The sequence below is a fragment of the Enhydrobacter sp. genome (genome assembly GCF_030246845.1).
Taxonomy (GTDB): Bacteria; Pseudomonadota; Alphaproteobacteria; order Reyranellales; family Reyranellaceae; genus Reyranella.
The window spans coordinates 2,115,253-2,136,298 of the sequence record NZ_CP126889.1; the positions used below are offsets into that span (position 1 = coordinate 2,115,253).

General features: G+C 67.9%; 18 protein-coding genes. 10 read left to right on the forward strand and 8 right to left on the reverse strand.

Going from position 1 to position 21,046, the window contains the following annotated elements:
* Positions 1–6: 6 nt before the first annotated feature.
* Complete coding sequence (gene hslU, locus OJF58_RS10625) at positions 7–1,317, forward strand: ATP-dependent protease ATPase subunit HslU (protein ID WP_300784124.1); 1,311 nt, start codon at positions 7–9, stop codon at positions 1,315–1,317.
* Positions 1,318–1,344: 27 nt separating this feature from the next.
* Here hslU and OJF58_RS10630 read toward each other — a convergent pair whose 3' ends face one another.
* Positions 1,345–1,482 (reverse strand): hypothetical protein, encoded by a 138-nt coding sequence (locus OJF58_RS10630; RefSeq protein WP_300784126.1) that lies wholly within the window; start codon positions 1,480–1,482, stop codon positions 1,345–1,347.
* 10 nt (positions 1,483–1,492) lie between these two features.
* Positions 1,493–2,743: an MFS transporter gene (locus tag OJF58_RS10635; RefSeq protein ID WP_300784128.1), complete on the reverse strand. Its 1,251-nt coding sequence runs from the start codon at positions 2,741–2,743 to the stop codon at positions 1,493–1,495.
* A 108-nt stretch (positions 2,744–2,851) separates the two neighbouring features.
* Between OJF58_RS10635 and OJF58_RS10640 the strand changes: the two genes are divergently transcribed.
* The 8 genes from OJF58_RS10640 to OJF58_RS10675 all read left to right on the forward strand — a co-directional run bounded on the left by OJF58_RS10640 (position 2,852) and on the right by OJF58_RS10675 (position 12,653).
* Complete coding sequence (locus OJF58_RS10640) at positions 2,852–4,387, forward strand: alpha/beta fold hydrolase (protein WP_300784130.1); 1,536 nt, start codon at positions 2,852–2,854, stop codon at positions 4,385–4,387.
* A 195-nt stretch (positions 4,388–4,582) separates the two neighbouring features.
* The gene (hyfB, locus tag OJF58_RS10645) at positions 4,583–6,583 is read left to right on the forward strand and encodes a hydrogenase 4 subunit B (protein ID WP_300785246.1); all 2,001 of its coding nucleotides are present in this window, start codon (positions 4,583–4,585) and stop codon (positions 6,581–6,583) included.
* Positions 6,580–7,548, forward strand: coding sequence for an NADH-quinone oxidoreductase subunit H (locus tag OJF58_RS10650; protein WP_300784132.1), 969 nt, complete (start codon positions 6,580–6,582; stop codon positions 7,546–7,548). The genes hyfB and OJF58_RS10650 overlap by 4 nt, the downstream gene beginning before the upstream one ends.
* Positions 7,545–8,204: a hydrogenase-4 component E gene (locus OJF58_RS10655; RefSeq protein ID WP_300784134.1), complete on the forward strand. Its 660-nt coding sequence runs from the start codon at positions 7,545–7,547 to the stop codon at positions 8,202–8,204. The genes OJF58_RS10650 and OJF58_RS10655 overlap by 4 nt, the downstream gene beginning before the upstream one ends.
* Positions 8,204–9,637: a hydrogenase 4 subunit F gene (locus OJF58_RS10660; RefSeq protein ID WP_300784136.1), complete on the forward strand. Its 1,434-nt coding sequence runs from the start codon at positions 8,204–8,206 to the stop codon at positions 9,635–9,637. The genes OJF58_RS10655 and OJF58_RS10660 overlap by 1 nt, the downstream gene beginning before the upstream one ends.
* The gene (locus OJF58_RS10665) at positions 9,634–11,109 is read left to right on the forward strand and encodes an NADH-quinone oxidoreductase subunit C (RefSeq protein WP_300784138.1); all 1,476 of its coding nucleotides are present in this window, start codon (positions 9,634–9,636) and stop codon (positions 11,107–11,109) included. The genes OJF58_RS10660 and OJF58_RS10665 overlap by 4 nt, the downstream gene beginning before the upstream one ends.
* 7 nt (positions 11,110–11,116) lie before the next feature.
* A complete protein-coding gene (locus OJF58_RS10670) occupies positions 11,117–11,632 on the forward strand; it encodes an NADH-quinone oxidoreductase subunit B family protein (RefSeq protein ID WP_300784139.1) in 516 nt (171 codons plus the stop codon).
* A 109-nt stretch (positions 11,633–11,741) separates the two neighbouring features.
* Positions 11,742–12,653, forward strand: coding sequence for a D-2-hydroxyacid dehydrogenase (locus OJF58_RS10675; RefSeq protein WP_300784141.1), 912 nt, complete (start codon positions 11,742–11,744; stop codon positions 12,651–12,653).
* Positions 12,654–12,667: 14 nt separating this feature from the next.
* Here the strand turns inward: OJF58_RS10675 and OJF58_RS10680 are convergent, their stop codons facing one another.
* Positions 12,668–13,534, reverse strand: a complete 867-nt coding sequence (locus OJF58_RS10680) for a helix-turn-helix transcriptional regulator (RefSeq protein WP_300784144.1) — start codon at positions 13,532–13,534, stop codon at positions 12,668–12,670.
* A 107-nt stretch (positions 13,535–13,641) separates the two neighbouring features.
* Between OJF58_RS10680 and OJF58_RS10685 the strand changes: the two genes are divergently transcribed.
* Positions 13,642–14,037 carry a PaaI family thioesterase gene (locus tag OJF58_RS10685; RefSeq protein ID WP_300784146.1) on the forward strand — a complete coding sequence of 132 codons (396 nt, stop codon included), beginning with the start codon at positions 13,642–13,644 and terminating at the stop codon, positions 14,035–14,037.
* 34 nt (positions 14,038–14,071) lie between these two features.
* On the opposite strand, the gene OJF58_RS10690 is transcribed toward OJF58_RS10685, so the two are convergent.
* The 5 genes from OJF58_RS10690 to dnaA all read right to left on the reverse strand — a co-directional run bounded on the left by OJF58_RS10690 (position 14,072) and on the right by dnaA (position 21,031).
* Positions 14,072–14,623, reverse strand: coding sequence for a hypothetical protein (locus tag OJF58_RS10690; protein ID WP_300784148.1), 552 nt, complete (start codon positions 14,621–14,623; stop codon positions 14,072–14,074).
* Positions 14,616–17,069 carry a DNA topoisomerase (ATP-hydrolyzing) subunit B gene (gyrB, locus tag OJF58_RS10695; protein ID WP_300784150.1) on the reverse strand — a complete coding sequence of 818 codons (2,454 nt, stop codon included), beginning with the start codon at positions 17,067–17,069 and terminating at the stop codon, positions 14,616–14,618. Before gyrB ends, OJF58_RS10690 begins: the two co-directional genes overlap by 8 nt.
* A 19-nt stretch (positions 17,070–17,088) precedes the next feature.
* Positions 17,089–18,294: a DNA replication/repair protein RecF gene (gene recF, locus OJF58_RS10700; protein WP_300784152.1), complete on the reverse strand. Its 1,206-nt coding sequence runs from the start codon at positions 18,292–18,294 to the stop codon at positions 17,089–17,091.
* Positions 18,291–19,409, reverse strand: coding sequence for a DNA polymerase III subunit beta (gene dnaN / locus OJF58_RS10705; protein ID WP_300784154.1), 1,119 nt, complete (start codon positions 19,407–19,409; stop codon positions 18,291–18,293). Before dnaN ends, recF begins: the two co-directional genes overlap by 4 nt.
* Before the next feature lie 212 nt (positions 19,410–19,621).
* The gene (gene dnaA, locus OJF58_RS10710; protein WP_300784156.1) at positions 19,622–21,031 is read right to left on the reverse strand and encodes a chromosomal replication initiator protein DnaA; all 1,410 of its coding nucleotides are present in this window, start codon (positions 21,029–21,031) and stop codon (positions 19,622–19,624) included.
* Positions 21,032–21,046: the final 15 nt, after the last annotated feature.

Genomic DNA, 21,046 nt, shown 5'->3' on the forward strand with positions numbered 1-21,046 from the left:
AAATCCATGGGCAACGATTTTTCCCCTCGCGAGATCGTCTCCGAGCTCGACAAGCACATCGTCGGCCAGCAGGACGCCAAGCGCGCCGTCGCCATCGCCTTGCGCAACCGCTGGCGCCGCCTGCAGCTTCCCGAAGCGCTGCGCGAGGAGGTGCTGCCGAAGAACATCCTGATGATCGGCCCCACGGGCTGCGGCAAGACCGAGATCGCCCGCCGTTTGGCGAGGCTCGCCAACGCGCCGTTCCTCAAGGTCGAGGCGACCAAGTTCACCGAGGTCGGCTATGTCGGCCGCGACGTCGAGCAGATCGCGCGCGATTTGATGGAGGCCGCCCTCGACATGACGCGCGAGCGCATGCGCAAGGAGGTGCGGGCCAAGGCCGAGCTTGCCGCCGAGGATCGCGTGCTCGACGCGCTCTGCGGCGCCAATGCCAGCGAGGAGACGCGACAGCGCTTCCGCCACAAGCTGCGCGCCGGCGAGCTCGACGAGCGCGAGGTCGAGATCGAGATCGCCGATCAGGGCGGCCCGCTGCAGTTCGAGGTGCCGGGCCAGCCGGGCGCCTCGGTCGGCATGATCAACATCAGCGACATGCTGGGCAAGGCGTTCGGCGGGCGCACGAAAAAGCGCAAGATGACGGTGGCCGAGTCGTACGAGACGCTGATGCGCGAGGAGAGCGACAAGCTCCTCGATCAGGAGCGCGTGGTGCGCGAGGCGCGCGAGGCGGTCGAGCAGAACGGCATCGTGTTCATCGACGAGATCGACAAGATCACCGGCCGCAGCGAGTTCCGCGGCGGCGGCGACGTGAGCCGCGAGGGCGTGCAGCGCGATCTTCTGCCGCTGATCGAGGGCACGACGGTGAACACCAAGCACGGGCCGGTGAAGACCGACCATGTGCTGTTCATCTGCTCGGGCGCATTCCATCTCGCCAAGCCGTCGGACATGCTGCCCGAATTGCAGGGCCGGCTCCCCATCCGCGTCAGCCTGGCTTCGCTCAGCCAGGAGGACTTCCGCCGCATCCTCACCGAGCCCGAGGCGAGCCTCGTGAAGCAGTACAAGGCGCTGATGGCGACCGAAAAGGTCGATCTCGACTTCAAGCCCGACGCGATCGACGAGCTCGCGCGGCTTTCGGCCGAGATCAACGAATCGGTCGAAAATATCGGCGCACGACGCCTGCACACGGTGATGGAGAAGCTTCTGGAGGAGATCAGCTTCACCGCCTCCGACAAGGCCGGGCAGAAGATCGAGATCGACGCGCCCTACGTCCGCGAACGGGTGAGCTCGCTCGCCCGGAACGCCGACCTCAGCAAGTACGTGCTGTAGGCGGGCGGCCGTTCACCGCAGTCGGTGTCAAAAACAATAGGTTTGCACGAGGTCGACGAGATAGGCCGCGCCGTTCCTGCCCCACAGCACGAACGACACGGCCGTCGCGGCCACCACCAGCGCAGCGACGCTCCACAGGATCAGGGAGCGCCAGCCGTCCATCATAACCGGCCCGTCATGCGGGCTGCGCCGCCAGCGCCGCCGGCCGCGCCACCGGCTTCTCGACGATCGGCCAGTGCAGCAGGGCCGATGCCACGCCGAGCGCGATCGAGATCCACCACATGGCGTTGTAGTTGCCGGTGAGGTCGAACAGCACGCCGCCGCCCCAGCCGCCGACGAAGCTGCCGATCTGATGGCCGAAGAACACGAAGCCGTTCAGCATGGTGAGATGCACCGGCCCGAACATGTAGCCCACCAGCGACGTGGTGAGCGGCACGGTGCCGAGCCAGAGGAAGCCCAGCGCGCCGGCGAAGGCCAGCACCGAGACCGCCGAGAGCGGCGCCAGCACGAAGGCGAGGAAGACGATCGAGCGCAGGAGGTAGAGGGTCGCCAGCAGGTTCTTGCGCTGGAAGCGAGCGCCGAGCGCGCTCCACAGGATCGATCCCACGATGTTGAACAGGCCCACCATGCCGATGCTCCAGCCGCCGAGCTCGGCCGGCGAGAGCCTCAGCCCGAACAGGGAGAGCCCGACCCCCTTGTCCGAGATGTAGGCCGGCAAGTGGCCGCCGACGAAGGCGACGTGGAAGCCGCACACGAAATAGCCGACCACCAGCAGCAGATAGCTTTTCTGGCCGAACGCCTCGACGAGCGCCTCGCGCGAGCTCTGCGCGCCGGCGGTCGACTTCTTGGCCGCCGCGATCTGCCGGCTGTCGTTGAGCCCGATCGACAGCAGCACCATCAGCACGGCGAGCGCCGTGAGGGCCCACATGGTGGGCCGCCAGTCGCCGAAATGGTGCTGCAGCACCGAGGCGAGCGGCACGATGAAGAACTGGCCGAACGAGCCGCCGGCGGAGCAGATGCCGACCGCCAGTGCCTGCTTGGCGGGCGGCGCCACGCGCAGGATCACGCCGAGCACCGGCCCGAAGGTCGCTGCCGACAGGCCGATGCCGACGAGCGCATTGCCGAGCACCAGCAGGACGCCGTCGTGCATGGCCGAGGTCACGACCATGCCCAGAACATAGACCGCAGCTCCGCCCGCAATGGTCGGCGCCGAGCCGAAGCGGTCGGCGAGACGGCCCGAGAACGGCGCAAACGCCCCCATCAGCAGCATCGACAGCGCGGTGGCGAAAGAAAACAATTCGCGGCCGACATGCAGTTCGGCCGAGACCGGCTTTAGAAAGATGCCGAAGCTCTGGCGCACCCCGAGACCGATGGTGAGGACCAGGAAACCGCACCATACGGCGGTCCAGTAGGAACGATTGCTCATGGCCATCAACTTGCGGCGGGACGACGCAGTTTTTCAAGATGTGGCGTCGTCCGCTGCGATAGAATACTTCATGGCGGCAAAAGCGGCGATGTGGCTCGAAGCAAGGGCATGATCTCACGGATGATCGGGGCGGGACTGGCCGCCCTTGCGGTGCTGAGCGCCGCCGCGGCAGCCGGCGCGGCCGGCTCTGTGCCGCGGCTCGAACGCGAACGTTGCGGCTTCAAGGCGCCGCGCGGCGAGAGGCTCGCCTGCTACACGTTGATCGTCCCCGAGAACCGCGACCGGCCCGAAGGCCGGCAGGTCCGGCTCAAGGTGGCGGTCCTGAAGGCCCGCCGGGCGCTCGCCCGGGATCCCGTGATCTATCTGGCCGGCGGCCCGGGTGATGCACCGCTGGTGGCCACCAATGCCGGCGGCGATCCGCTGGCGGAGGGCGACTGGTGGAGCGACACGGCGGCGATCCGGCGCAAGCGCGACGTCGTCATCCTGAGCGAGCGCGGCGCCGGCGGCTCGACGCCCAATCTCGATTGCGTCGCGCCGCGTGGCTCGGAGACCGCGCGGGCGCGGCGTCGGGCGATCACCGAGCCGCAGGAGCGGGACATCCTCGTGAAGTGCCGCGCCGAGCTCGACCGGCGCCGGATCGACCTCGCGATGTACGCCACGCCGACGCTCGCCGACGATGTCGCCGACCTCGTCAAGGCGATGAAGTTCGACAAGGTCAATCTCTACGGCATTTCCTACGGCACGCGCTGGGCGCTCCAGACGATGCGGCGCCATCCCGGCCTTGTTCGCGCCGCGGTCCTGGACGGTCTCTATCCGCCGGAGATCAACGGCGAGCAGAACGAGCCGGAGATCGTGCGCGCGATGTTCGAGCAGCTCTATGCCGACTGCGCCGCCGACCCGCTCTGTCGCGCGCGCAGTCCCGACCTCGGCACGGTCGTTCCCGCTCTCATAGCCGGCGCCGACGACAGGCCGGTCGAGGTCGTGCTCGACATCGACGACAGGCCGCGCAAGGTCGCGCTCGACAGCACCAAGCTCCTGCTCGTGCTGCTGCACATGATGCGGGAGGGCGACGCGGCGATGGTACCCGAGACTGTCACGGCCCTCTCGCGCGGCAACCGCCGGCTGCTCACGCAGTTCGCCGAGACGCTGGAGGAGGACGAGGGCGCGCTCACCGAAGGCAATGCGCAGCAGTTCGGCGGCCTCTTCAACACCATCGAATGCCGCGAAAGCTGGGCTGCGGTCGATCGGCCGGCGCGCGACAAGGCGATCGGCGCGGGCGGCGTCTATGGTCTCAGTGCCCGGATGAGCAAGCTCGACGCCGTCTGCCCGGTATGGCGGGTGCCGCCGGCGCCGGCGTCGGAGCGCGAGCCGGTGCAATCCGCCATCCCCACGCTGCTGCTGAGCGGCGGCTATGACTGGCTGACGCCACCCGCCTGGGCGCGCGAGGCGGCGCAGCATCTGCCGCTGTCGCGGCACGTCGTCTTCCGCGCCCTGGGCCACGGCGTGTCGGCGCAGGATCGATGCGCGGCCCGCCTGCGCGATGCGTTCGTCGACGCGCCCGATCCGCGCCATCCCCCGCCTTGTCGCGCGGACGCTCCACCCGACTTCGCCGACGCCGCCGAACGAGCCAAAGCGCTGCCCTGAGGCAACCTGCAATCGATCGATTGCCCTCAGCGACGTGCCCTCAGCGACGTGATTGTTCGCAAATCCGGCCGCAACGCGTTCGGCTTCCAGCACGTTCTTTAGCTTCAATGCGATGGCATTCGTTTGCTAGACTGGAAGCTATTGGACACAAAAAAGTAGTGAATTAGGAAAGAAGCGAAGCCAGCCGTGCCGGTCATGTACGTCCCAGGGGTCGCGCTCGGAGCGCTGGCTGTCGCGGCGGTCCTCGCCGCAATCTCGGGGCGCGGTCTCCTGCTGGCGATCGTCTATCCCATCACCGCTCTGGCGGCGGTCGCGCTGGGCGTCGTGGATCTGGCGGTCCTGCTGGGCCATGAGGGGTTTTCCGCCCTGCTGCCCATCGGACTGCCGACGATCGGGCTTCACCTGCGGCTTGATCCGCTGTCGGGTTTCTTCGGCGTGGTGATCAATGGCGGCGTGCTGGCAGCGAGCCTCTACGGCATGGGACTGGACCGCGCCAGGGATCTCACGCCCCGCGTGGAGCCGTTGTTTCCGCTGTTCGCGGCGGCGATGAACCTCGTGCTGATCGCCGACGACGCCTATGCCTTCCTGTTCTCCTGGGAGCTGATGTCGCTCACCTCGTGGGCATTGGTGGTGGCGCATCACACGAGCGTGGAGAACCGGCGGGCCGGGCATCTCTACCTCGTGATGGCGGCGATCGGCACCACCGCGCTCCTGTTCGCCTTCGGCGGCCTGGCAGGCCCGGCGGGCAGCTACGGCTTCGACACCATCCGCGCTCATGCGCCGGCGCCGACGATCGCGGCGCTGGTGCTGGCCGCGGCGGTCGTGGGCTGCGGCTCGAAAGGCGGGCTCATTCCCCTGCATGCCTGGCTGCCGCTCGCCCATCCCGCCGCGCCCAGCCACGTGTCCGCGCTCATGAGCGGCGTCATGACCAAGGTCGCCGTCTACGGCTTCGTGCGCATCGCCTTCGACCTGCTCGGGCCGCCGGCATGGTGGTGGTCTCTGCCGCCGATCGTGCTGGGCGCGATCACGGCGGTGCTGGGCCTGCTCTATGCCGTCTTCGATCGCGATCTCAAGCGCGTGCTGGCCTACTCGACGGTCGAGAATGTCGGCGTGATCTTCGTGGCGCTCGGTCTCGCGCTCGCCTTCCGCGCCAACGGACAGCCTGCGGCGGCGGCCGTGGCGATGGCAGCCGCCCTTCTGCACGTCCTGAACCACTCCTGGTTCAAGTCGCTGCTCTTCCTCGGTGCCGGCGCCGTGCTGCATGTCACGGGCCGGCGCGATCTCGAGGCGATGGGCGGGCTCATCCACCGCATGCCGCGGACCGCGGCATTCTTCCTCGTGGGCGCGCTCTCCATCTCGGCCCTGCCGCCGCTCAACGGCTTCGTGTCGGAGTGGCTGCTGTTCCAGGCGGTCATTGCAGCCCCCGCCTTGCCGCAATCGTCGCTGAACTTCGCGGCGCCCGCGATCGGGGCGATGCTGGCCCTGGCGGCGGCCCTGGCGGCGGCCTGCTTCGTGCGGGTCTACGGCATCGCCTTCCTCGGCCGCCCGCGCAGCGACGAGGCGGCCCGCGCCCACGAGGTGCCGCTGGTACAACAGACGGCGATGGGCGCGCTGGCTCTCCTTTGCATTCTGGGCGGATTGCTGGGGGCGTTCCTGACACGCGCGCTCACGCCGGTCCTGGAGGAGCTCGTCGGCAGCGGGCTGCCCGGCTCGGGAACAGGTCCCACGCCGTTCTCGCTGATCGCTTTCGACGCGTCCCGCAGCAACTACGATGCGGCCATCATCGCGCTGTTCGTGGCCATCGCTTCGGTCGTCACGCTGGCGATCGTCCATCGTCTGTCGGCCCGACGCACGCGGCGCGGGCCGGCCTGGGATTGCGGCTTTCCCGAGCCGTCGCCGACCACCCAGTACAGCGCGTCGAGCTTTTCCCAGCCGCTGCGGCGCGTCTACGGCGCCGTGGCCTTCTCCGCCCGGGAGACGGTCGTGATGCCGCCGCCGGGCGATCTGCGTCCGGCCCGCTTCTCGGTCGCCTCGATCGACTATGCATGGACCACCCTCTATGCCACGCCGGGGCGCGCCGTGCTCAGGCTGTCGGAACGGCTCAATACGCTGCAGTTCCTCACCATCCGGCGCTATCTCGTGCTGATGTTTGCGGCGCTCGTCATATTGCTCTCGATCGCGGCGGTGACGGTATGACCGGCGATCTCGTGGTGCAGTTCCTGGCGCAGGGCGCCCAGATGTTCCTGGTGCTGCTCATCGCGCCGCTGGCGGTCGGCGTGGTGCGTCGGGTCAAGGCGCGCCTGATGCGCCGGCGGGGCGCGCCGCTTCTGCAGGGCTATCGCGACCTCGCCAAGCTCCTGCGCAAGGAATCGATCGTCGCGGACAGCGCCTCCTGGCTCTTTCGCGCCGCCCCTTCGCTGATCTTCGCGCTCACCTGGGTGGCCGCGGCGCTGGTTCCGAGCTTTGCCTCGGGCCTGATGTTCAACTGGGCGGCCGACGTCGTGGCGCTGGTCGCCCTGCTGGGCGCCGCGCGAGCCTTGCTGGCGCTTGCCGGCATGGATGTCGGGACGAGCTTCGGCGGCATCGGCTCGTCGCGCGAGATGATGATCGCGACGCTCGCCGAGCCTGCGATGATGCTGATCGTCCTCACCCTCGCCATCGCCGCCGGCACGACCAGGCTCGCGGGCGTCGCCGACTTCTTCATCGCCGAGCCGCTGGCGGTGCGGGTGTCGCTCGCGCTGTCGCTGGTCGCTCTGATCATCGTCGCGCTCGCCGAGAATGCGCGCATCCCGGTCGACAATCCGGTGACGCATCTCGAGCTCACGATGGTCCATGAAGCGATGATCCTCGAATATTCCGGCCGCCATCTCGCCCTGATCGAGGCGGCGAGCTACCTCAAGCTGGTTCTCTATCTTTCGCTGCTGATCTGCCTGTTCGCGCCCTTCGGGATGGCGCCTGCCACGGCGGGAGTCAGCGGCTGGATCGTCGGGTTGCTGGTCTGGAGCGCGAAGCTGCTGGCCGGCGCCGCGCTGCTCGGCGTGTGGGAGGTGAGCATCGCCAAGATGCGGGTCTTCCGGTTGCCCGGTTTCCTCGGCGTCGCCTTCGTCTTCGGCTTCCTTGCCATCCTGCTCGCGTTCCTCACGCGCGGAGTGATCCAGTGACGCGAGGCTACGAAATCTCGCATCTGCTGGCCGGCGCCATGCTGGTGACGAGCTTCGCGCTCCTCTACCAGGAGCGCATCGCCGCCGTGCTCAAGACCTTTGCCGCGCAGTCGATCACGCTGGCGCTCGCGGTGGCCTGGGCGGCATCATCGCAGGACCGGCCGGAACTCTTCATCACCTCGCTGATCGCCCTTTGCCTCAAGGGGATCGTGATCCCCGTGGCGCTCCACCGCACTGTCGTGAAGCTGGGCATTCACCGCGAGGTCGAGAAGGTGGTCGGCGTGGGCATCGCCCTGTTGGTCGGCCTCGCCCTCACGGGCCTGGCGCAGGCGCTGCTTCTGAAGGTCGCGCAAGGCACCGCAAGCCATGCCCGCGAGGACCTGGCGCTCGCCCTGGCCATCATTCTTCTCGGCTTTCTGATGATGATCGTGCGCCGCAACGCGGTGACCCAGGTGGTGGGCTTCATGTCGATGGAGAACGGCCTGATCCTCGCCGCCACGGGTGCGCGCGGCATGCCGCTGGTCGTCGAGGTGAGCGTCGCCTTCTCGGTGCTGATCGCCCTCTTCGTCTTCGCCGTCTTCGTGTTCCGCATCCGCGAGCGCTTCGACACGATCGATATCGAGGCGCTCGACCGCATGCGCGGGGACACGCGCTGATGCATACCTATCAGATCGTGGTCCTGGTGCCGTATGCGGCCGCCCTCGGGCTGGCGGCCATCCCGGGCTACCGCTCGGGCGCGATCGTCAATGTGCTGGCCTCGGCGGTCACGCTCGCCGCCGGCCTGTGGCTGATCGGCGAGGAGAGGACGGTCGGTCCCTATGCGATCGTCGACGAGTTCAATGTCGTCTTCATCGCCATCAACACCCTGGTCGGGTTCACCACTTCGATCTTCAGCGCCTCGTATATCGGCCACGAGATCAAGACCGGCCGCCTGCCGCCCGGCTTCGTACGATTCTACCACGCCATGTTCCAGGCGATGATGGGATCGATGAATGTCGCGCTCGTCGCCAACAATATCGGTCTCATCTGGGTCGGGCTGGAGCTTGCGACACTGATCACGGTGGTGATGGTCGGCCTCTACCGGACGCCGCAGTCGATCGAGGCGGCCTGGAAGTATTTCATCCTCGCGAGCGTAGGCATCTCGCTCGCCTTCTTCGGCACCATCCTGATCTATCTGGCCGGGCAACCGGCGCTCGGCGAGGGCGTGCCGGCGATGACCTGGAGCCTTCTCCAGGGCGTGGCGGCCAGGATGGACCCGGCGATTCTCGATCTCGCCTTCATCTTTTTGCTGATCGGCTACGGCACGAAGATCGGGCTCGCGCCGTTGCACGCCTGGCTGCCGGACGCCCATGCCGAGGGGCCGACGCCGATCTCGGCGGTCCTGTCCGGCCTCCTGCTGAACGTGGCGCTCTATGCGCTGCTGCGCTTCAAGATGCTGATTGCCGGCCAGCCGGCGGCGCTCGATCCCGGCCCGGTGATGATCGTGATGGGGCTGGTCTCGCTGGTCTTCGCCGCGTTCATGCTCTACCAGCGCCGCGACATCAAACGGCTGTTCGCCTACTCGTCCATCGAGCATATGGGGCTGATGGTCTTCGCCTTCGGCATGGGCGGGCCGCTCGCCAATTTCGCCGGTCTCCTGCACATGGTCATGCATAGCCTGACGAAGTCGGGCATCTTCTTCGCCGTCGGTCACGTCGCACAGGCCAAGGGCACGCAGCGCATCGCCGAGATCACCGGGCTCAGCGAGACCCATCCCAGGCTCGCCGTGGCCTTCGCGCTTGCCGTTCTGGCCATCTCCGGCATGCCGCCGTTCGGCGTCTTCGCCAGCGAGTTCCTGATCCTGACGACGACCTTCGCCCGGGAGCCGTGGCTCGCCCTGCTACCGGCCTTCGGGCTGCTGGTCGGTTTCGGCGCCCTGCTGATGCGCCTGCAGAACACGATCCTCGGCAAGCCGACAGGGCCGTCACACCGTGTGGACGGCTCCTCCGTGCCCATCGTCCTGCATCTTGCGCTGGTGCTGGCGGCCGGCATTTTCCTGCCGGCCGTGCTCGTCGCCTGGTTCCAGCGTGCCGCGGAGCTTCTCGGATGACCGCCGGCGCGTTGGCCGATCTCGTTGCCGGACGCGAGGCCGGACCGGACGGCTATGCGCGCCTCGACGTCACGCCCGATACCTGGACGGCGCTTTCCGCGGGCTGCGCGGCCGGACAACACGACCTCAGTGCGCTCTGGGCCGAGGAGGGCAGGGTTCGCATGGCGCTGAACGGCGAGGGCCAGCGCGCCATCCTGTCGCTCAGGACCGAAAATGGTGCCTACCCCTCGGTGGCGGCCCATCACGCGCCGGCGCTGCGGCTCGAACGGGCGATGCGCGATCTTTGGGGCCTGCGCGCCGACGGACTGCCCGATACGCGGCCGTGGCTCGATCACGGCCGATGGCCGGGCCGTCAGAGCGCCGCCCGCTACGAATTCCTGAGAACCGAGGGCGACGATCCGCATCAGATCGCCGTCGGCCCGATCCATGCCAGCATCATCGAGCCCGGTCATTTCCGCTTCACGGCCAGCGGCGAGACGGTGATCCGTCTCGAGCAGCGCCTGGGTTACGCCCACAAGGGTGTCGAACGTCTGCTGGCGGGCGCCGATATCGCGCGCGGTGCCAAAATCATCGGTCGTATCTCGGCCGACAGCACGGTCGCCTACGCCTGGGCTTTCGCCCGTGCCGTCGAAGCTGCTTTGGGCTGGAAGGTCCCGCCGCGCGCGCTGCTGCTGAGAGGAATCCTCGCCGAACTGGAGCGGCTCGCGCATCACATCAACGATGTTGGGGGGATCTGCAACGATGCGAGCGTGCTCACGATCAACGCGCGCTGCACCCTGCAGCGCGAGGATGTGCTGACGGTCGCCGCCGCCTGCTTCGGCCACCGGCTGATGATGGATTGCGTCGTGCCGGGCGGCGTCGCGATCGATCTGTCGAGCGAGGGTGTCGGCCGGATACGCGGCCTTCTCGCGCGTCTGGAGGAAACGCGCGCCGAGATCGAACGCGTCTACGATGCGCTGCCGTCGCTGCAGGATCGCACCGTCACCACGGGCATCGCGAGGCCGGAGCTCGTGCGCCAATACGCGGCGGGCGGCTTCGTCGGCCGCGCCTCGGGACGTGCCTTCGATGCGCGCAAGGACTTTCCCTATGCGCCCTACGACCGGCTAGAATTCGCCGTCAGGACCCGCACGAGCGGCGATGTCGACGCACGCCTGCAGGTGCGCATGGACGAGATCGTCGACAGTCTGAAGATGGTCGGCCGGCTCCTCGATCGGCTGCAGCCCGGGGAAGTTCGCAGCGCGCCGCCGCCTCGCGTCGCGAGCGAGGGGGCCGCTCTGGTCGAAGCCTTCCGCGGCGATGTCTTCGTCAGCGCCACTCTCGATGGATCGGGCCGGCTGGCCCGCGTCCATGTGCGGGATGCGAGCTGGTTCCAGTGGCCGCTCCTGGAAGCCGCCATCGAGGGCAACATCGTCGCCGACTTCCCGATCTGCAACAAGTCGTTCAACTGTTCCTACTCGGGGCACGATCTGTGAGGCCGCGATGAAATCGTTTCTGCTCGAGGCCCTGTTCAAGGGGCCGGCGACCATCGCCCCGCCCGCGCCGGCAACCGCAGCCCTCGAAGAGCTCGCGAATGCATTGGGCGAGCGGGCGCGGCAGAAGCTCGGCCGGTCGCTGGCCATTCGCGAAGTGGATGCAGGCTCCTGCAACGGCTGCGAGCTCGAGATCAATGCATTGAACAACCCCGTCTACGACATCGAGCGGTTCGGGCTCAAGTTCGTGGCCTCGCCGCGCCATGCCGACGTGCTTCTGGTGACGGGACCGGTGACATGGAACATGCGCGAGGCCCTGCTGCGCGCCTACAACGCCGCGCCCGATCCCAAGTGGGTCGTCGGCGTGGGCGATTGCACCGTCAATTGCGGTGTTTTTGCCGGGTCCGAGGCCGTTGTCGGCCCGCTCGCCAAAATTCTTCCCGTGGATCTGCATGTCGGCGGCTGTCCGCCGGCACCGCTCGAGATCGTCAAGGGACTCTTGGCGCTGATGGAGAAGGCCGGATAGTCTCCGAAGCGGAATGTCCGCTCCGCTCAAGCTTTTGTTGTCCGCCCACGCCCTGCGCACTTGGGGCAGTCGCATAAAGGCTTCCGTCCCGGCCGATGGCCTTTCCTTCGTGACAGCCGAAGACGCCCTGGCGTCGGAAGATCCCTGCAATGCCGACATCGCCTTCATGACGCGCGAGGTGACAGGCCGCTCGAGCAAGGGCAATCCCACGCCCGAGCTCGAGGGTTTCGACGCCGTGGTGCGGGCGGCGGCGCACCTCAAATGGCTGCAGATCCATCCCGCCGGGGCGGAACGGCCCATCTATCGCGAGCTCAGGGCGCGCGGCGTCAAGGTCACGACCGCGTCGGGTGCGACGGCCGTGACGGTCGCCCACAGCGTGCTGGGGGCGGTGATCGCGCTCAATCGCCGCTTCCCGCTGCTCGCCGACGCGCAGCGCCGCCATGCCTGGGAGCCGCGTCTGGGCGAGCGCTCGCCGCGCGACCTGAAAGGCCAACGCGCCGTGATCGTCGGCATGGGGCCGATCGGATGCACGATCGCCCGGCTGCTGGACGCGCTGGGCATGCGCTCGACCGGTGTCCGCCGACGGGCACAACCGGTCGCGCCGTTCGAGCAAGTCGTTCCCTATGATCGCCTGCCCGAGGTCTTGCCGCGGGCCGACTGGCTGATCCTGTGCTGCCCGGCGTCGCCGCTTACCCGTGGCCTCGCCAACGAAAAGCTGTTCGCGGCCCTGCCTGACGGCGCGCATTTCGTCAACGTCTCACGCGGGGAGATCGCGATCGAAGCGGATGTGATTGCGGCATTGAAGAGCGGCAGGCTCGCGGGCGCCTATCTGGACGTGTTCGAGAAGGAACCGCTCGATCCCGCGTCGCCGCTCTGGGACACGCCCAACGTCATCGTCTCGCCGCATACCGCGAGCCATTCGCAGGGCCAGAACGAGGCGATCTTCGAGATCTTCCTCGACAACCTGGCGCGTTTCCGCACCGGCCGGAAGCTGCGCAACGACGTCGACGATCTGGCCTGACGCTGAAGTCCTGGTCAGCTCTTCGCCGCCAGGCTCCTGAACAGCGCGTCGCTGCGCTCGTCCGCCGGGAAGAAGCTCTCGATGCGGACTTCCTGCAGGGTCACGTCCTGCGGCGTGCCGAGCGTGGCGATGGTGGTGAACACCGAGAGTGCCTTGCCGCCCACGATATAGTCGAGCGTCAGAACCGGCTGCGGCCGGTCCTCGAAGCGCAGCTTGCGGAAAGAGGCGGGCACGTCGGGATAGGCCATGACTTCCTCGATGAAGGCCAGCGCCTTGGGCTCGCCGCCATCGGCCAGGATCTCGGCGTAGGTCGTGGAGACGAGATGGCGCGCCACCTCTTCCCAGTTGGCGAGCTTGGGCCGGAGCGCCTTGGGATCGAGCAGCCAGCGCAGGATGTTCACGCCCTTGCCGGGCGGCGGGGGTGGTGGCGGCCCCTCGAACAAGAAGATGGTGAAGGCGTTGGCGGCGTCATTGCCCTGCATGAAGTTCCACAGCCGATCGACCACGATGGCGGGATAGGGCTCCTGCTGCTTCAGCATGCGGTCGATGGCCTGACGCACCGGCGCGAGCTCGGGCGCCGCGAGATTGCTTTCGCGATAGACGGGCGCGAAGCCCGCCGCCAGCAGCATGGCGTTGCGCTGGCGCAGCGGCACGTCGAGCGCCGAGCTGAGCTGCACCACCATCTCGCGGCTGGGGCGCGCCCGGCCCGATTCGAGGAAGCTCACATGGCGCTGCGACACGCCCGACTGCAGGGCGAGCGCAAGCTGGCTGGCGCCGCGGCGACGACGCCAGGCGCGCAGCATCGGCCCGAACATGTCGGGCTGATTGGCGAGCACGGCCGAGGGCGTGGACGAGGTCGTGGGCAGGGGATTGTTCGTCATGGCCTGCAGACTAACATCGCACCGCGGCCCCGCCGATTACCTCGAGCGTAATTGTCGGAGCGGCGTCGGCATGGGAGCAACGGCCAGCCAGCCAGACGGAGACGACAATGGACAAGGCTCAATTCCTCAACGACCGCCATTTGCCCTTCGCCAAGGTCCTGGGGCTCAGGTTCGTGACGGCGAGCGAGGCGGGCGTGAAGGCTGAGATGGTCGTCCGGCCGGAACTCTGCACGCGGCCCGACGTGCTGCACGGCGGAGCGATCATGGCCTTCGCCGACACGCTGGGCGCGGCCGCCACGGTGCTGAATCTGCCCGAGGGCAAGGGCACGACCACGATCGAAAGCAAGACCAACTTCGTCGGGCCGGCGCCGGTCGGCGCGACCGTAATCGGCGAGACGACGCCGGTCCATCGCGGCCGGCGCACGCAGGTCTGGACAACCCGCATCACCACCGCCGAGGGCAAGCTGGTGGCGGTCGTCACCCAGACCCAAATGGTGCTTTAGGCGGCCACGGCGTCCAGGATGACGCCGAAGTATCTCAATGAATCAGGGCTGGAACAAACGACTGCAAGGCCTGGTCGGCATCGGCCTGGGTCGCCGTGCCGGCCGCCCAGTCGATGCGGATCTTCAGGAAGTAGTCATGGTAGCCGGTCAGCAGGAGCTTGCTGAAGAGGCGACCGGCGGTCGACCGAACGCTGTAGACAATGCAGCGGAAGGCGACGCTGCCGTAGATGCAGGACGAAGGGACCGTGGGCCGCTCGAACCGGGTGTAGCCGGCCGACTTCAGCTTCGTCTCGGCCTCGTTCAGCTCGGCCGCGAACCGGTTCATGACGATAGGCGCGTCACTGCCCGGCGGGACGCGTCGGCCCCCTTCGATGTAGACGTAAATCTTCATCTTGTTGATGCCGTACATATAGGCGACCGATCCGTCCTCGCTCAGGCTCTGCTCCAGCGTGGCCCCGCCCAGGCTGGGCGGAAAGCTGAGCCTGGTGCCGGGATGCGTGCTGGGCGCGGGGTTGCCGGCCGTCTGGGCAAACGCCGGCCCGGCCAGGGCGAGCATCGCTGCCGCGGTCGCCAGCAGCCTAGACATCGAGATTCGCCACCTTGAGCGCATTGTCCTGGATGAAGTCGCGCCGCGGCTCGACCACGTCGCCCATCAGCGTCGAGAAGATCTCGTCCGCCTCGTCGGCATGGTTGATCTTGACCTGCAGGAGGGTCCGCGCCTCGGGGTCGAGCGTCGTTTCCCAGAGCTGGTCGGGATTCATCTCGCCCAGCCCCTTGTAGCGCTGGATGGTCATGCCCTTGCGACCGGCCTCGAGCACCGCGGCGAACAGCTCGGTCGGCGAGGCGATCGGCGTTTCCTTGTCCCTGGCGACGAACGCACCCGGCTGCAGGTAGACCGCCTGCAGGTCGGCCGCCAGCGCATCCAGCCGGCGCGCCTCGGCGCTCTTGATCAGCGGACCGTCGATCACGTGGCGTTCCTGCACGCCGCGCAGGCGCCGGCTGAAGGCGAGGCCGCCATCGGCGGTCGGCTCGCCGGTCCAGCCGCGCTCCAGCGGCGCGCTCACCGCGTTCAGGCGGCGGGCGACGTAGTTCGCCGTCTGACGCGCGAGCTCGGCATCGGCCAGGATGTCCGGCTTGAAGGCGCCAGCGATCGCGGCCTGCTCGATCACCGCCTGGTTGGTCACGCGGCGCGACAGCGCCAGCGGCTTCACGAGGTTCGAGACGGAGCGGGCGATATCGACCGTGTGCCGCAGATCGTCGCCGGCCTGCACGGTACCGTCGCCGAGTCGGAGCGTCGCACCCTCGAGCCCGGTCCGGATCAGGTGATCGTCCAGCGCGCGCTCGTCCTTCAGGTAGATCGCCGACTTGCCCCGGACGGCTTTGAAGAGCGGCGGCTGGGCGATGTAGAGATGGCCGCGGTCGATCAGCTCGCGCATCTGGCGATAGAAGAACGTCATCAGGAGGGTGCGGATATGCGAGCCGTCGACGTCCGCGTCCGTCATGATGATGATCTTGTGGTAGCGGAGCTTGTCCAAGGTGAAGTCGTCGACGCCGATGCCGGTGCCGAGCGCCGTGATCAGCGTGCCGATCTCGGCCGAGGACAGCATCTTGTCGAAGCGGGCGCGCTCGACATTCAGGATCTTGCCGCGCAGCGGCAGGATCGCCTGGAAGGCGCGGTTGCGGCCCTGCTTGGCAGAACCGCCGGCCGAATCGCCCTCGACGATGAAGAGCTCCGAAAGCGCTGGATCGCGCTCCTGGCAGTCGGCGAGCTTGCCCGGCAGCGAGCTCACATCGAGCGCGCCCTTGCGCCGGGTGAGCTCGCGCGCCTTGCGCGCGGCCTCGCGGGCCGCCGCCGCCTCGACCACCTTGGTGGCGATTTTGCGCGCTTCGGCTGGATGCTCCTCGAACCACTGGCTGAGCTTGTCGCCGATCACGCCCTCGACGACCGGCCGGACCTCGGACGAGACCAGCTTGTCCTTGGTCTGCGAGGAGAATTTCGGATCGGGCACCTTCACCGACAGGACGCAGGTCAGCCCCTCGCGCATGTCGTCGCCGGTGAGGCTCACCTTCTCCTTCTTCGAGATGCCCGCCTCGTCGGCGTATTTGTTCAGGGTCCGCGTCAGCGCGCCGCGAAAGCCGGCGAGATGCGTGCCGCCGTCGCGCTGCGGGATGTTGTTGGTGAAACACAGCATCGTCTCGTGGTAGCTGTCGTTCCACTGCATGGCGACTTCGACCGTGATTCCGTCCCTTTCGCCGCGGATCGAGACCGGTGGGCTGTGCAGCACCTGCTTGTTGCGGTCGAGATACTTGGCGAAGGCCTCGACGCCGCCTTCGTAGAAGAGCTCCGTGACCTTGATCTCGGCGCCGCGCTCGTCGGTGATCACGATGCGCACACCCGAATTCAGGAAGGCGAGCTCGCGCAGCCGGTGCTCGAGGGTGCCGTAGTCGAACTCGGTCTGGCTGAACACTTCCGGCGAGGGCAGGAAGGTCACCTCGGTGCCGCGCTTGCCCTCGGGCGCATCGCCCACGACCCCGAGATCCCCCTCCGGATCGCCGTTGCGGAAGCGCACGAAATGTTCCTTGCCGTTGCGCCAGATGCGCACGTCCAGATGCTCGGACAGCGCGTTGACCACCGCCGCTCCTACGCCGTGCAGCCCGCCCGAGACCTTGTAGGAATTCTGGTTGAACTTTCCGCCGGCATGGAGCTGGGTGAAGATGACGATGGCGGCGGAGACGCCCTCTTCACGGTGGATGTCGACCGGCACGCCGCGGCCGTTGTCGCGCACCGTGACGGAGCCGTCGCCGTGCAGGATCACGTCGACCTGGTCGCAGTAGCCCGCCAGCGCCTCGTCGATGGCGTTGTCGACGATCTCGTAGACCATGTGGTGCAGGCCGGTGCCGTCGTCGGTGTCGCCGATATACATGCCGGGTCGCTTGCGGACGGCCTCGAGGCCGCGCAGGACCTTGATGGAACTGGCGTCGTAGTCCTCGCCATTGCCGTTGCCGTTCGGGACTTGCTCGTTCTCGCTCATCATCCTGATCCAAAAGGGTTCAGCCTGCCGCGATGGTTCCATCGGCCACGCGCAGGAGTTGCGCGCGACCGGCCAGCGGCCCAAAAAGGCCGGCGTCGGTGCCGGTCATCCAGCTTTGCACGCCAAGCGCCATGATCTCGTCGAACAGCGCAGCCCGGCGCTCCGCATCGAGGTGCGCGGCGACTTCGTCCAGCAGCAGAAGCGGCGGCCGCCCCCGCGACCACGCCACGAGGCGGGCATGGGCCAAGGCGATCGACACGAGCAGGGCCTTCTGCTGGCCGGTGGAGCCGTCGGCGGCCGGCAGGTCGAGATCGAGATGGCGAACGCTGAGATCGCTGCGATGCGGCCCGCAATATGTGGTGCCGCTTTCGGCATCCCGCAAGCGGCTGGCGGCCAGCTCGGCACGCAACCGGTCCTCGGCGTCGATCGCCGCCATCGAGGCGACCCAGCCGTCAATGTCGCCAGCCATGGCCAGCGAGGCGCGCGGGAAAGGTCCGACGCCCAGCCGCGCCGCCGCATCGAGCCGCTGGACGGTATCGGCCCGCGCCGCCGCCAAGGCCACGCCGTGGCGGGCCATCGTGTCCTCGAGGGCGGTGAACCAGTGCGGATCGCGGTTGCCTTCGCCCAGCAGGCGGCTGCGCTGGCGGAGCGCATTCTCGTAAGCCGCGACGTCGCCGGCATGCTCCGGATGCAGCGCCGTCACGAGCCGGTCGAGGAACCGTCGGCGTTCGCCCGCGCCGTCGAGGAACAGTCGGTCCTGCTGCGGCGTCAGCCAGACCGCCGCGACATGCAGGCCAAGCGCGGTCTGGCTCGCTGCCGGCCGACCGTCGATCCGCACCGCCCGCCGCGCCAGGCCGCCGCCATTGCGCGGCGGCTCGATCCCGGTGCCCACGGCCAGCCGGCCCTCGGGCGTGTCCAGGGTGGCGGCGACCGCCCAGGTTGACGCTGCAGGCTCGCCGCCGCGCGACCGGCGCGCCACCTCGTCGAGCCGCGCCCGGCGCAGGCCGCGCCCGGGAACGAGGAAGGAAAGCGCCTCCAGGAGATTGGTCTTGCCCGCACCATTGGCGCCCACCAGGACGACAGGCGCGGGACCGCATTCGAGGCGCAGCTGACCGTAGTTGCGGAAATCGGTCAGACGCACCTGGCGCACGGCCAGAAGGGCCGGCGCTGCGCCGGTTGCGGCGTCGGGAGAATAGGCGAGAGCGCTGATGGCCGGCGGCGTCATACCCGCATCGGCATGAGCACGTAGAGCGCGCTCTCGTCGGCGCCGTCGCGCACGAGGGTGGGCGAGCCCGCATCGGCCATCAGAAACCGCGCCTCCGCGCCGGCGATCTGCTCGGTGATGTCGAGCAGATAGCGGGAATTGAAGCCGATCTCGAGGCCGGCTTCCTTGTAGTCGACCTCGATCTCCTCGGTGGCGCTGCCCGCGTCGGGGCTGGTGGCCGACAGGGTCACGACGCCCTTGCCGACAGCGAGCTTGATGGCGCGCGATTTCTCGGTCGAGATGGTCGAGACGCGGTCGACGGCGTTGGCGAACTCCTTGCACGGCACGTTCAGGACCTTGTCGTTGCCGGTCGGAATGACGCGCTCGTAGTCGGGGAAGGTGCCGTCGATCAGCTTGCTCACCAGGGTGACGTTGCCGGTGGCGAAGCGGATACGGGTGTCGGACAGCTCGACATCGACCGACCCGTCGCTTTCGTCCAGCAGCTTGCGCACCTCGCCCACGGTCTTGCGCGGCACGATCACGCCCGGAATGTCGCCGGCGCCCTTGGGCAGCGGCACCTCGACTCGCGCCAGGCGATGGCCGTCGGTCGCGACGCCGCGCAGCACGTCGGTGCCGGCGGCCTTGGCGGCATGGAAATAAATCCCGTTCAGATAATACCGCGTCTCCTCGTTGGAGATGGCGAAGCGTGTGCGATCGATGATGCCCTTGAGATCGGTCGCCGGAAGCTGGAAGCGATGCGGCAGGTCGCCCTCGTTCATGGCCGGGAAATCGGCCGGCGGCAGGCACTGCAGTGTGAAGCGCGAGCGGCCGGCGCGGATCACCAGGCTGTTGCCGTCGGCCGCCGTCTCGAGCTCGACCTGTGCCCCATCGGGCAGCTTGCGGACGATCTCGTAAAGTGTGTGCGCGGGTGCCGTCGTCGAGCCGGTCTTGGCCGCGCTGGCGTCGACTGTCTCGGTGATGGCGAGGTCCATATCGGTCGCGGCAAGGCTCAGCCGGCCCTTCTGGGCGGTGATCAGCACGTTTGAGAGGATGGGGATCGTGTTCCGACGCTCGACGACACTCTGGACATGGGCCAAGGCCTTGAGAAGGGCCGCCCGCTCGATCGTCAGTTTCATGGTTGGGTCGCTGTAATCGGGGCCGATTGGAGGTGTTTTCTGGGCCCACCGCACCGGCGGCGGGGAAGCCCCGGCAGGATGGTTGAAAAGTATACCACGGGGACCGTCGGCTGAAAGCAATTTCGCCCGCAATATGAGGCGTTTAGGGCTTTGCGACCGGAAAGGAAACGGGGCCTTTGCGGCCCCGCTTCGAACGTCCCGCCAAGCCGGGCTCAGCCCTGCAACTGGCGCTTGAGCAGCTCGACGTCCTCTGCAATCGAAAGATCGGAGATCTTGAGCTCCTCGATCTTGCGGACGGCATGCATGACCGTGGTGTGATCGCGGTTGCCGAAGCGCTTGCCGATCTGCGGCAGGCTCAAGGTCGTGAGCTGCTTGGCGAGGTACATCGCGACCTGGCGCGGGCGGGCCACCGAGCGGGCCCGGCGCGGCGAGCTCATCTCGGCGAGCTTGATGTTGTAGTGCGCGGCGACCCGCTGCTGGATCTCGTCGACCGTCACCTTGCGGTCGGCCTGGCGCAGCAGGTCGTGCAGCACGTCCTGCGCCATCTCGACGGTGATCTCGCGGCCGATGAGCTGGCCGTGGGCCACGACCCGGTTCAGCGCACCCTCGAGCTCGCGGATGTTGGTGCTGATCTTGTGGGCCAGGAACTCCAGCACCGCGGTCGGCACCGGGACGCGCGCCGATTCGGCCTTGGTCTGCAGGATCGAGAGTCTCAGCTCGTAGGTCGAGGAGTGGATGTCGGCGACGAGGCCGCTGCCCAGCCGCGAGCGCATGCGCTCCTCGATGTCCTGCAGCTCCGATGGCGGCTTCTCGGAGGAGAGCACGATCTGCTTGTTCTGCTCCACCAGCGAGTTGAAGGTGAAGAAGAACTCGTCCTGGCTTGCCTCCTTGCCGCAGATGAACTGCACATCGTCGACCATCAGCACGTCGACATTGCGGAACAGCTCCTTGAACTGGTTGGTGTTCTTGGTGCGCAGCGCATGGATGAAGCGGTTCACGAAGCTTTCGGCGGTGAGATAGAGCACGCGCTGCTTGGGATCGCGCTCGCGGATGGCGTGCCAGATGGCATGCATCAGATGGGTCTTGCCGAGCCCGACGCCGCCAAAGATATAAAGCGGATTGCGCTCGGGCTGCGGGCGGTCCTGCTCGGCGATGTTGCGCGCCGCCGCATAGGCGAATTCGTTGGGCTTGCCGACCACGAAGTTGGCGAAGGTGTAGCGCGCCTCCGGGCCCTGGAAGGCCTCGTCGACGCCGCGGCCGATCGACGGCCCCAGCCGCGGCATCGGCTGCTGGAAGCCCGACTGCGGCGCCGGCACCGGCGGCATGGCGATGATCTCGTGAGCCCGGCGGGGCGCCGGCGGCGGCACCAGGTTGACCTCGACGTTGGTCACTTCCGGCATCACGGCCTGCCAGTAGGCCAGCACGCGGTCGCCATAGTGACGGCTCACCCAGTCGCGCACGAAGCGCGTCGGCGCGTAAAGCCGCAGCTTGCCGGCCCTCAGCTCACCCAGCTCGACCTCGCCGAACCAGGTCTTGAAGGCCTTGTCGCCGATCTCCTTGCGCAGGCGGTCGCAGACGCGCGTCCATTGCGCGTTCAGCTCCTTGCGGCCGCCCTCGTCCATGCCACTCCCCGCCAC